The following is a 12,078-nucleotide window of genomic DNA, read 5'->3' on the forward strand; positions in this document are numbered from 1 at the left end:
AGCGATTAAGGAGTATTGGGGTGTCGAGTACCGAAGACGAACATTTGATGGAACTGAAGGAATGGTGGTCACGCAACGGTAAGCCCCTGGTCACTGGCGGCCTGTTGGCGCTGGTCATCGTGTTCGGCTGGCAGGCGTTCCACAAGTATCAGAGCAATCAGTCGCAAGGCGCCTCGATTCTCTATCAGCAATTGCTCGAAACCACGCTGACGCCTGACGGCAAGCCTGATGCGGCCCGTGTTTCGGACCTGGCCGGCAAGCTCAACAGCGAGTACGGCGGCAGCGCCTACGCGCAGTACGGCAGCCTGTTCGTGGCCAAGGTAGCGGTCGACAGCGGCAAGCTGGACGACGCGGCCACCGAGCTCAAAGCCATTGTCGCCAAACCGGCCAACCCGGCGCTGGGTGAAATTGCCCGTCAGCGTCTGGCCCAGGTACTCGGCGCGCAGAACAAGGCCGACGAAGCCCTGAAGCTGCTCGAAGGCGATGCCGACAAGGCATTCCTGGCCACTCGCGAAGAACTCAAGGGCGACCTGCTGGTGCAGTTGGGGCGTACCGACGAGGCGAGCGCGGCGTATCAAAAAGCCAAGGCGGCACTGTCGGATGAAGCGGCGGTCGGTGGCCTGCAAATCAAGCTGGACGACCTGGCCAAAGGGGATGCGTGACGTGATTCGTTGGAAACATGCAGCATTGCTGGCCCTGGCCATTTTGGCCGCGGGTTGCAGCAGCAACAGCAAAAAAGAACTGCCTCCGGCCGAACTGGTCGACTTCAAGGAAGAAGTGGTTCTGCAAAAGCAGTGGAGTCGTTCGATCGGTGACGGTCAGGGCGAAACCTACAACATGCTGGTTCCGGCCATCGATGGCGATACCATCTATGCCGCCGACGTCACTGGCGTGTTGATGGCGATGGATCGCCGCACGGGCGACGTCAAATGGAAGAAAGATCTCGAGCTGCCTGTTTCCGGCGCTGTCGGCGTTGGTTACGGTCTGGTCACGATCGGTACGATCAAGGGTGAAATCGTTGCTCTGGACGCGATCAACGGTGAAGAAAAGTGGCGCGCTCGCGTGTCCAGCGAAGTGCTTGCACCGCCAGCCAACAACGGTGACGTTGTGGTGGTTCAGACCCAGGACGATCGCCTGATCGGCCTGGATGCCTCCACCGGTAATCGTCGCTGGATCTATGACAGCACGCCTGCGGTTCTGACCCTGCGGGGCACCAGTGCGCCGATCGTGACCAACCGCCTCGCGGTGGCTGGCCTGTCGACCGGTAAAGTGGTTGCCGTGGACATCTCCAACGGCGTACCGGTGTGGGAACAGCGTGTAGCGATCCCGCAAGGTCGTTCGGAACTGGAGCGCGTGGTCGATATCGACGGTGGCTTGCTGCTGTCGGGCGAGACGCTGTATGTCGCCAGCTATCAGGGGCGCGTTGCCGCTCTGGACCTGCAAAGCGGCCGTCAGCTCTGGCAGCGTGATGCTTCCAGCTACGCCGGTGTCGCCCAGGGCTTTGGCACCGTTTATGTAAGCCTGTCTTCGGGTACCGTTGAAGGCGTCGACGAGCGTTCCACCACAGCCCTGTGGAGCAACGATTCGCTGGCCCGCCGTCAACTGTCGGCCCCGGAAGTGTTCTCCAGCTACGTTGCAGTCGGTGACCTGGAAGGTTACCTGCACCTGCTGAGTCAGGTGGACGGTCGATTCGTCGGCCGCGAGCGCATCGACAGCGACGGCCTGCGTGCCCGTCCGCTGGTGGTGGGTGACACGATTTATGTGTATGGCAACAGCGGCAAACTGGAAGCCCTGACCATCAAGTAAAGGTTTGACTATGCTTGGGGTTAACCACCCCAGGCTGCTTCACTTGTGGGTATGAATGTGGGAGCGAGCCTGCTCGCGATGGACGTCAACGATAACGTTTGCGTCCTGAATGAACGCGGTGCCTTTGCGTTTATCGCGAGCAGGCTCGCTCCCACAGACAAGCGCGCAGTGTTGCCCCGAGCACCAGCCGCTGCCTCGCAGCGGCTTTTGTATTTTCTGAAATAACGAAGTGGAGAGCCGCATGGTTCCCGTAATCGCCCTGGTGGGCCGACCGAACGTCGGCAAGTCCACCTTGTTCAACCGCCTGACCAGGACTCGTGACGCCATCGTCGGCGACTTGTCCGGTCTGACCCGTGATCGCCAGTACGGTGAGGCCAAGTGGCAAGGGCGTTCCTACATTCTGATCGACACCGGCGGTATCTCCGGTGACGAACACGGTATGGACGAAAAGATGGCCGAGCAGTCGCTGCTGGCCATCGAAGAAGCCGATGTCGTTCTGTTCCTGGTAGATGCCAAGGCCGGTTTTACCGCCGCCGACCAGATGATCGCCGAGCATTTGCGCAAACGTAACAAGCGTTCCCACGTGGTGGCCAACAAGGTCGACAACATCGACCCGGAAATGGCCCGCGCCGAATTCGCCCCGTTGGGCATGGGCCATGCGATCCCGATCGCCGGTGCTCACGGCCGTGGTATCACCCAGTTGCTGGAAGCGGCACTGAGTGAATTCCCGCGTGACGAAGATGAGCCGCAGGAAGGCGAAGAGGATGAGGTCGTCGCCGAAGGCGAGGAAGCCAAGCGCATTCCTGGCCCAAGCGAAAAAGACGGGATCAAGATCGCGATCATCGGCCGTCCGAACGTCGGCAAGTCGACCCTGGTCAACCGCATGCTCGGTGAAGACCGGGTCATCGTCTACGACCAACCCGGCACCACCCGCGACAGTATCTACATCCCGTTCGAACGTAACGACGAGAAGTACACGCTGATCGACACGGCCGGTGTGCGCAAGCGCGGCAAGATCCACGAAGAAGTCGAAAAGTTCTCCGTGGTCAAAACCCTGCAGGCGATCAAAGACGCCAACGTGGTGATCTTCGTGATGGACGCCCGCGAAGGCGTGGTCGATCACGACCTCAACCTGCTGGGCTTCGCCATTGAATCGGGTCGTGCGCTGGTCATCGCGATCAACAAGTGGGACGGCATGACGCCGAGCGAGCGCGACTTCGTGAAGGTCGAGCTGCAACGTCGGCTGTTCTTCGTGGACTACGCCGATATCCACTTCATCTCGGCCTTGCACGGCACCGGCGTGGGCAACCTCTACGCGTCGGTACAGAACTCGTTCAAGTCCGCGGTTACCCGTTGGCCGACCAGCCGCCTGACCCAGATCCTCGAAGACGCGGTCAGCGAGCACCAGCCACCGATGGTCAACAGCCGCCGGATCAAGCTGCGTTATGCCCACCTCGGTGGTGCAAACCCGCCAATCATCGTGATCCACGGCAACCAGATCGAGAAGGTGCCGAAGTCCTACGTGCGCTATCTGGAAAACACTTACCGCCGTGTCCTGAAGCTGGTCGGTACGCCGATCCGCATCGAGTTCAAGGGCGGCGAGAACCCGTACGAAGGCAACAAGAACACGCTCACCGACCGTCAGGTCAACAAGAAGCGTCGTTTGATGTCGCACCACAAGAAAGCCGACAAGAAGCGCCGCGACAAGCGCTGATTCCTGAAGGCCTATCGACCGCTTTTGTAGGAGCTGCCGAAGGCTGCGATCTTTTGATTTTGCTTTAAAGACAAGATCAAAAGATCGCAGCCTGCGGCAGCTCCTACAAGGCCCGGTCAGAAAGAGGGCGCTCACCAGAGCGCCCTTTTTTTATGGGCGCCGTTTGGGCTATCCTCGGACTCCCCCGCGCCGCCGTAGAGCCGGGTGTAGAGCAGGGAACCACCGATGATCACCAGCAAGCTGCCGAATGTCGGCATCACCATCTTCACGCAGATGTCTCAGCTCGCGGCACAGACCGGCGCGCTCAATCTGTCCCAGGGCTTTCCCGATTTCGCGGCCCCGCAGGCCCTGTGCGATGCGGTTGGCCGGCATATCGCCAGTGGCCATAACCAGTATTCGCCGATGACCGGGCTGCCGGTGTTGCGTCAGCAGATTGCGGTGAAGATCGCCCGCAGCTATGGCACGCAGGTGGATGCGGATACTGAAGTGACGGTCACCCCTGGCGCGACCGAAGCGATTTTCTGTGCCATTCAGGCGGTTATCCACAGCGGCGACGAAGTCATCGTGTTTGATCCGGCATACGACAGCTACGAGCCCTCGGTAGAGCTGGCCGGCGGTCGTTGCGTGCACGTACAACTGGGCTTGAACGATTTCAGTATCGACTTCGAGAAGCTTGCCCAGGCACTGAGTCCGCGCACGCGGATGATCATTCTCAACTCCCCGCACAATCCCAGTGGCGCATTGATCAGTCGTGCCGAACTCGATCAGTTGGCCGCCTTGATCCGCGATCGCGACATCTATGTGATCAGTGATGAAGTCTACGAACACCTGGTGTATGACGGTGTGCCCCATGTCAGCGTGCTGGCCCATGAAGAGCTGTATCAGCGTGCTTTCGTGGTCAGCTCGTTCGGCAAGACCTACCACGTCACCGGCTGGAAAACCGGCTACGTGGTTGCGCCGCCGGCCCTGACGGCGGAATTGCGCAAGGTGCACCAGTACGTCAATTTCTGTGGTGTGACGCCGCTGCAATATGCCTTGGCCGACTTCATGGCTGAACACCCGGAACACGTCGAAGAGCTGCCGGACTTCTATCAGGCCAAGCGTGATCTGTTCTGCGATCTGCTGGTGCCGTCGCGTTTCAGTTTCACCCGGGTTTCCGGCACCTATTTCCAGTTGGTCGATTACTCGCAGATCCGCCCGGACCTCAATGATGTCGAGATGGCCCTGTGGATGACTCGCGAGCATGGTGTGGCCAGTATCCCGATCTCGGTGTTCTACCAGACACCGCCTGAAGGGCAGCGTCTGGTGCGGCTGTGCTTCGCCAAGCGTGAGGAGACCCTGCGTGAAGCGGCGGAAAAACTATGCGTGATCTGAGTGCATTGCCGAACCTGACCGTGGCGCTGATCCAGACCTCCCTGGCCTGGCACGACCGTCAGGCCAACCTGGAGCATTTCGAGTCATTGCTGGAGCAGGCTCGCGGCGCTGACCTGATCATTCTGCCGGAGATGTTCACCACCGGGTTTTCCATGGAGTCCGAGACCCTCGCGGAATCGGAAAACGGCCCCACCAGCAAGTGGCTGCGGGTTCAGGCGGCAAGACTTGATGCCGTGATTACCGGCAGCGTGATCATCCAGGCCGCCGACGGCAGTCATCGCAATCGCCTGTTATGGGCACGCCCGGATGGCGAGGTGTTGCATTACGACAAGCGCCACCTGTTCCGCATGGCCGGTGAGCATAACCACTACACCCCTGGCGAGCGCCAGGTGCAGTTCGAGTTAAAGGGCTGGCGCGTGCGACCGCTGATTTGCTACGACTTGCGCTTCCCGGTGTGGAGTCGTGACGCTCAGGACACGGATCTGCTGCTGTACACCGCGAACTGGCCGGGTGCGCGGCGCCAGCACTGGAACCGCTTGCTGCCGGCGCGGGCGATCGAGAACCTGTGCTACGTGGCGGCGGTGAATCGTATTGGTTCAGATGGCAAGGGCTTTGCCTATACCGGTGACAGCCAGGTGCTGGATTTCCAGGGTGAGACGTTGCTTAGCGCAGGCGAGGCGGATGGGGTGTTTCAGGTCATTCTGAATGCCGCAGACCTTCAAGCTTATCGCACGCGGTTTCCGGCGAATCTGGATGCCGATACCTTCGAGTTCACCTGAAATCTTTTCTGTCTGACGGGGCCCCATCGCGAGCAAGCTCGCTCCCACAGTGGTTAGTGTGAACACGGACAATGTGGGAGCGAGCTTGCTCGCGATGGGGCCGGGACAAACAACATAAAAACGGACAGGCAAACAAAAGGCCCCGAGGTGCAAACCCCGGGGCCTTTTGCATTGCAGCAAAGTCTTACGCCGCTTTCGCTTCCGGCTGGCTCAACGAGCGGTTCAGCGCGCTGAACAGGGCCTTGAAGCTGGCGGTGGTGATGTTTTCATCGATGCCGACGCCGTGCACCGCACGTTCGCCGTTCACGCGCAGTTCAATGTAGGCCGCGGCCTTGGCATTGGTGCCCGCGCCAATGGCGTGCTCGTTGTAGTCCATGATCTCCACCGGGATCGGCAGCCCGGCCACCAGCGCTTCCAGGGCACCGTTGCCCTTGCCGCGCCAGTGCAGGTTGGTCTCACCCTGGCCTTTGCTGGCCACTTCCACTTCGACGGAGCTGTGACCATTTTCTTCCTGCAGGCGATGGCTGACCAGCGCGTACGGGGTGTTGGCCTGCAAGTACTCGCTGTGCAGCAGCGCGTGGATTTGCTGGGCGGTCATCTCAAGGCCCAGGCGGTCGGTTTCACGCTGCACGACCTGGCTGAATTCGATCTGCATGCGACGTGGCAGGCTGATGCCGTATTCCTGCTCCAGGAGGTAGGCGATGCCACCCTTGCCCGACTGGCTGTTGACGCGGATGACCGCCTCGTAGCTGCGGCCGATGTCAGCCGGGTCGATCGGCAGGTACGGCACTTCCCACAAGGCATCGGATTTCTGCTGGGCGAAGCCCTTGCGGATCGCGTCCTGGTGCGAGCCGGAGAACGCGGTGTGCACCAGGTCGCCGACGTACGGGTGACGCGGGTGTACCTGGATCTGGTTGCACTCTTCGACGACTTTGCGCACACCGTCGATGTCGGAGAAGTCCAGCTCAGGGTTCACGCCCTGGGTGTAGAGGTTCAGGGCCACGGTCACCAGGTCGACGTTGCCAGTACGCTCGCCGTTGCCGAACAGGCAGCCTTCGACGCGGTCGGCGCCGGCCATCAGGCCCAGTTCGGTGGCGGCAACGCCGGTGCCACGGTCGTTGTGGGTGTGCAGGCTGATGATCACGCTGTCACGACGGTTGATGTGACGGCCAAACCATTCGATCTGGTCGGCATAGATGTTCGGGGTCGCGCATTCGACGGTGGCCGGCAGGTTGAGGATCATCTTGTGCTCGGGCGTCGGGTTCCAGACCTCGATGACCGCGTCGCAGACTTCCTTGGCGAACTCCAGTTCGGTGGCGCTGAAGGTCTCCGGCGAGTATTCGAAGGTCCACTCGGTGTCCGGCTGCATGGCTGCGTATTTGACGAACAGCTTGGCGGCGTTCACGGCGATGGCCTTGACCCCGTCCTTGTCCTGGTTGAAGACAATGCGGCGGAAGGAAGGGGAGGTCGCGTTGTACAGGTGAACAATGGCTTTCTTCGCGCCACGCAGGGATTCGAAGGTGCGCTCGATCAGGTCTTCACGGCCCTGGGTCAGCACCTGGATGGTGGTGTCGTCCGGGATGTGGTTGCCTTCGATCAGGGTACGGACGAAGTCGAAGTCGGTTTGCGAGGCGGCCGGGAATGACGCTTCGATTTCCTTCACGCCAACCTGCACCAGGGTTTTCCAGAAGCGCAGCTTCTTGACCGCGTCCATCGGCTCGATCAGCGACTGGTTGCCGTCGCGCAGGTCGGAACTGCACCAGATCGGTGCGGCGGTGATGGTTTTCGATGGCCAGGTGCGGTCCGGAATGTCGATGGTCGGGAACGCGCGGTATTTCGAAGACGGGTCTTTGAGCATGCTCATCGGGAAATCCTTATTGTGTGGGCCGAAAAAAGGCGGCCTGCCGGTGGATCAAAAGTTCTTGGACTGACGCTTGGGACGAGGCACCACGATTCAGCCCGGCAGTCGTGCACTGACAAGGCACAGGCTGCTGTGCTGGCGGAGCTGAATGAGGGTGTGAGAGGTTTTCATGCCTTCAACCCTAACCGCGAGGGGGAAGGATGGCAAGCAGTCGAAAAAAATTGAGAGGAATACTCGTGGGCTGGTGTTTATCGAGATTTTATTGCTTCAAATGGTTGCGATGATCTTGTTTTTTGCGCGAGGTTCAGGCGGTGCGCAATTGGTGCGGGGCAGGGCTGGACGACTTTCGGTGCCCGTGAAATTGCCATCGCGAGCAAGCTCGCTCCCACATTGGATCTGCGTGAACACGGACACTGTGGGAGCGAGCTTGCTCGCGATGGCGTCAGCTGCCTTACGCAATAATCAAGGTTGAAACGCACCAATGAATATGGCCGGATCGACCCGCGCATCGTTCAGGCTGACGTTCCAGTGCATATGCGGCCCTGTCGCCCGGCCGGTCGCCCCGACCTTGCCAACCACACCACCCCGGGCCAGCTGTTGCCCCACTTTCACGTCGATTTTCGACATATGGCAGAACATGCTGATGAAGCCCTGGCCATGGTCGACGAACACCGTATTGCCATTGAAGAAGTAGTTGCCGATCAGGATCACCTTGCCCGCGGCCGGGGTCTTGATCGGTGTGCCGGCGCCCACCGCGAAATCCAGGCCCGAATGAGGATTACGCTCCTCACCGTTGAAGAAGCGCCGCACGCCAAACTTGCTCGACAGCGGACCGTTCACCGGTTTGTCCAGCAGCAGGTTGCTTGGCGTATTGGGGCTGAACGTGCGGTAAGCGGCAATCTGCTCGGCCAGTTCACGCTCGATGCGCTTGAGGTTTTCCGGGTCCGGATTGACCTGCTGGGTGTTTTTCAGGGTGATGCGCTGTTCCGGGTATTTCTTGTTGCCAACCGTAAAATTCAGATGACGGCCGCCGCTGCTGATCGATTGGGCTCCCGGCTTGACCGTCAGCGGCACGCCGACGATGGCCAGCCAGTTGTTCTGCTCCTTCACGACCAGCACGGGTTTGCCTTGATAACTGGCTTTTGGCGCCTGGGCGGACGGGCCCAGATCCACCACCGCCACGCCGCCCGGCACCGGTTTGTTCAACAGGCGGGTGATGTAACTGTCGGCGTGGGCGTTGAAGGTCAGGAGCAGCAACAGCAATGGAGCCAGGAAACGCGGCATGGATCAGTCCAATAAAGAAAGGGTGACAGGCGTCAGGTGGTTGTCTTCGACCCGCACTTGCAGTTCGCCTTCGCCCAGCTTGGCCTTCAGGCGTTGGCCGGTATGGGTTTGCGCAGCGTTGCGGATCGCATTGCCGCGCTCGTCCAGCAAGATGCTGTAGCCGCGGCCGAGGGTCGCCAGCGGGCTGACCACATGCAGGGTCTGCATCTGGCTGTGCAACTGCAGGCGGCGGTTCTTCAGCCCTTCGCGGATGGCGCGCGGCAGGCGTTCGGCCAGGCTGTCGAGGCGCTGGCGCAACATTGCCAGTTGCCGGCCCGGATGTTGTGCGGCCAGACGGGTTTCCAGGCGGATCAAGCGTTCGCGACGGGTGTTGAGGCTACGCTCGAACGCGCGGCGCATACGCATGTCCAGGTCATCCAGGCGTTGCGCTTGCTGGCGCAGGCGCTCGCCGGGATGGCGCAGGCGGCGAGAGATACCTTCCAGGCGCAGGCGGTCGCGCATCAAACGGTCACGCATGCGCATCACCAACCGGCGGTGCAGGCTCTCGACCCGACGCACCAGGTCACTGGAGTCCGGTGCCAGCAATTCGGCGGCAGCGGAAGGGGTGGGTGCGCGAACATCGGCCACGAAGTCGCTGATCGACACGTCGGTTTCATGGCCGACCGCGCTGACAATCGGTGTCACGCAAGCGTCCACGGCGCGGGCCACGGCTTCTTCGTTGAAACACCAGAGGTCTTCCAGCGAACCGCCGCCCCGGGCCAGGATCAGGGCATCGAAACCGCGGGCATCCGCCAGTTTCAGGGCGCGGACAATCTGTGCGGTGGCTTCGCGGCCCTGGACGGCGGTGGGGATCAGCGTCAACTGCACCTGCGGTGCGCGACGGCGGAACACACTGATGATGTCGCGGATCACCGCGCCGGTGGGCGAACTGATGATGCCGATGCGTTGCGGATGCGCCGGTAGCGGGACCTTGCGCTCGGCACTGAACAGGCCTTCGGCGCTGAGCTTTTCCTTGAGTGCATCGAAGGCCAGGCGCAAGGCGCCATCGCCGGCCGGCTCCACGGTGTCGAGGATCAGTTGATAGTCACCGCGCCCCTCGAACAACGAGACCTTGCCGCGCACCTTGACCGCCAGCCCGTCCTTCAAGGCCTGGCGAACCCGTGCCGCGTTCTGCCGGAACAGCGCGCAACGCACCTGGGCGCCGCTGTCCTTGAGGGTGAAATACACGTGGCCGGACGCCGGGCGGGCGAGGTTGGAGATTTCGCCTTCTACCCAGATGTTGCTGAACACGTCTTCGAGCAACACTCGCGCGCGGCCGTTGAGCTGGCTGACGGTCAGGACTTCGCGGTCCAGGCCGAGTCTTGCAAAGGGATCTTTAATCATGGGGCGCATGATAAAGGCATTCTCCAACCGAATGCACGACCCCTTGTAGGAGCTGCCGAAGGCTGCGATCTTTTGATCTTGGAAAGCAAAATCAAAAGATCGCAGCCTTCGGCAGCTCCTACAGGGATGGTGTACGTGATTGAGTTGTTAAACCAATGGCCCTTCGGCGCCATGGATTGGCTGGTGATCGGGACAGGTATCGCCCTGGCCTACATTGTGTTCGGCATCGCCGGGTTCGGTACGGCGTTGATCGCCGGGCCGATTCTGATTCTGTTCATGCCGCTCTCGAAGATCGTGCCGTTGCTGGTGTTGCTCGATTTTGTCGCGGCATTCGGCAACCTGTTGCCTTCGCGGCGGGATGTCGCCCGGCCGGAGCTGTTGCGGCTGTTGCCCTGCATGGCGGTGGGCTGCACGCTGGGGGTGATCTTCCTGCTTAACCTGAAGTCCGATCTGTTGTTGCTGTTGATGGGGCTGTTTATCAGCGTCTATGCGATCTACAGCCTGTGGGTCAAAACCCGTCCGACGCAGTTGTCTGCCGTGTGGGCTCTGCCGATGGGGACGGTGGGCGGGATGTTTGGCGCGTTGTTTGGCAGCGGCGGCTTTCTGTATGCGATCTATCTGAACAGTCGGTTGCCGAAGGAGGCGGCAAGGGCGACCCAGAGTGCGCTGATCAGTTGCAGCACGGTGGTGCGTTTGAGTCTGTTTGCTATTGCCGGGGTGTATGCCGATTTGCCGTTGCTGGTGCTGGCGGTGTGTCTGTTGCCGGCGATGGCGCTGGGGTTGTGGATCGGGCGGCGCCTGACGATGCGGATGTCTCGCGAGGCCTTCGTGCGCCTGGTGACGTGGCTGGTGCTGGCCAGCGGGATTGCGTTGATTGGGCGTTACCTGAGTACCTGACTGTGTAGGAGCTGCCGAAGGCTGCGATCTTTTGATCTTGAAAAAGCAAAAGATCGCAGCCTGCGGCAGCTCCTACAAGGAGCGGTATGCGGTCAATCGTTGTACTGGCTCAACAATCGCTCAAGTCGCGCACTGAGGCGGCGTTTGATTTCGGTCTCGATGTGCGGGGCGAAATCGTCGATCACGTCTTGCATGATCAACTGCGCGGCGGCGCGCAGTTCGCTGTCCAGGTGCAATAGGTCATCCGGGTTCTTGCTGACGGCAGGTGCCGGCGCAGCAGCGATGACCGGTTCTACGATCGGGGCGGGGGCTGTCGGTTCGACGGGCGGCGAAGGCTCGCTGACTGCGTCGAACAACATGGGAATCTGTTCCTGATCGCCTTCCTCGACCGTGTCGGTCAGCAGGGGCGGTTGCAGGTTGTCATCGCCGAGCAATTGGCGGATCGACTCAAGGTCGTCCAGCAGGTGCGCGGACTGTTGCAGCGGTTTTGGAGTGTCCATTGGAAGGCTCAGAGTCGCTGTAAACGGTGATCTTGCAGAGGATAGCCCTGTTCGCGGTAGAAACGGAAACTCTCCCGCGCGGCCTGGCGAATCGTCGGGTCTTCCACCACCACTTCCGCCACGCGGGCGAAACGCTGGGCGAAGGCCGGGACTTTCAGGTCGAGATTGACCAGCAAGTCCTGATGCTGACCGCAATCGTCACCCAGACCCAGGACAATCAAGCCATCCGGTTCGTTTTCGGCGGGGCCGTGGGGTACGAAGCTTTCACCCTTGAACGTCCAGAGACGTGCGTCGAGATCGTTGCGTTGGGTGGCATCGCTGCAATGCAGGTAGACGCGGTGACCCATGCGCCAGGCTTTTTCGGTGAGCTTGCAGGCGAAATCCAGGCGTGCCGAAGGATCAGCGCTGGGCAGGATATAGAAGTCGACTTTGGTCATTGCGGTTCCTGAGCCCTGGGGGGGCACTGCCCGAAAGCAATGC

At 60.9% G+C, this 12,078-nt stretch carries 11 protein-coding genes; 6 read left to right on the forward strand and 5 right to left on the reverse strand.

Annotation, left to right across the window (positions count from 1 at the left end; translation table 11 throughout):
• Positions 1-20: 20 nt before the first annotated feature.
• The 5 genes from AC3WJW_RS10745 to AC3WJW_RS10765 all read left to right on the forward strand — a co-directional run bounded on the left by AC3WJW_RS10745 (position 21) and on the right by AC3WJW_RS10765 (position 5,673).
• Positions 21-662, forward strand: coding sequence for a tetratricopeptide repeat protein (locus AC3WJW_RS10745; protein ID WP_102699120.1), 642 nt, complete (start codon positions 21-23; stop codon positions 660-662).
• Positions 655-1,806 (forward strand): outer membrane protein assembly factor BamB, encoded by a 1,152-nt coding sequence (gene bamB, locus AC3WJW_RS10750; RefSeq protein ID WP_493725969.1) that lies wholly within the window; start codon positions 655-657, stop codon positions 1,804-1,806. The genes AC3WJW_RS10745 and bamB overlap by 8 nt, the downstream gene beginning before the upstream one ends.
• A gap of 241 nt (positions 1,807-2,047) precedes the next feature.
• Positions 2,048-3,520 (forward strand): ribosome biogenesis GTPase Der, encoded by a 1,473-nt coding sequence (gene der / locus AC3WJW_RS10755; protein WP_493725970.1) that lies wholly within the window; start codon positions 2,048-2,050, stop codon positions 3,518-3,520.
• 225 nt (positions 3,521-3,745) lie between these two features.
• Entirely contained in the window at positions 3,746-4,894 is a 1,149-nt protein-coding gene (locus tag AC3WJW_RS10760; protein ID WP_493725971.1) for a pyridoxal phosphate-dependent aminotransferase, read from the forward strand.
• Complete coding sequence (locus AC3WJW_RS10765; protein ID WP_493725972.1) at positions 4,882-5,673, forward strand: amidohydrolase; 792 nt, start codon at positions 4,882-4,884, stop codon at positions 5,671-5,673. Before AC3WJW_RS10760 ends, AC3WJW_RS10765 begins: the two co-directional genes overlap by 13 nt.
• Positions 5,674-5,857: 184 nt before the next feature.
• On the opposite strand, the gene leuA is transcribed toward AC3WJW_RS10765, so the two are convergent.
• From leuA to xseA, 3 genes are all read right to left on the reverse strand, one after another.
• On the reverse strand, positions 5,858-7,537 hold the full coding sequence (gene leuA, locus AC3WJW_RS10770; RefSeq protein WP_102699116.1) for a 2-isopropylmalate synthase: 1,680 nt from the start codon (positions 7,535-7,537) through the stop codon (positions 5,858-5,860).
• Between the two features lie 459 nt (positions 7,538-7,996).
• Entirely contained in the window at positions 7,997-8,818 is an 822-nt protein-coding gene (locus tag AC3WJW_RS10775) for a peptidoglycan DD-metalloendopeptidase family protein (RefSeq protein ID WP_126049495.1), read from the reverse strand.
• Positions 8,819-8,821: 3 nt separating this feature from the next.
• On the reverse strand, positions 8,822-10,201 hold the full coding sequence (xseA, locus tag AC3WJW_RS10780; RefSeq protein ID WP_008053235.1) for an exodeoxyribonuclease VII large subunit: 1,380 nt from the start codon (positions 10,199-10,201) through the stop codon (positions 8,822-8,824).
• 129 nt (positions 10,202-10,330) lie between these two features.
• Between xseA and AC3WJW_RS10785 the strand changes: the two genes are divergently transcribed.
• Entirely contained in the window at positions 10,331-11,098 is a 768-nt protein-coding gene (locus AC3WJW_RS10785; protein ID WP_493726023.1) for a sulfite exporter TauE/SafE family protein, read from the forward strand.
• Positions 11,099-11,190: 92 nt separating this feature from the next.
• Here the strand turns inward: AC3WJW_RS10785 and AC3WJW_RS10790 are convergent, their stop codons facing one another.
• Entirely contained in the window at positions 11,191-11,598 is a 408-nt protein-coding gene (locus AC3WJW_RS10790; RefSeq protein WP_429391351.1) for a DNA polymerase III subunit chi, read from the reverse strand.
• 8 nt (positions 11,599-11,606) lie between these two features.
• Positions 11,607-12,035 carry a DNA polymerase III subunit chi gene (locus AC3WJW_RS10795; protein ID WP_493725973.1) on the reverse strand — a complete coding sequence of 143 codons (429 nt, stop codon included), beginning with the start codon at positions 12,033-12,035 and terminating at the stop codon, positions 11,607-11,609.
• Positions 12,036-12,078 lie beyond the last annotated feature (43 nt).

The sequence above is a fragment of the Pseudomonas sp. GW821-FHT07G06 genome (assembly GCF_058986625.1).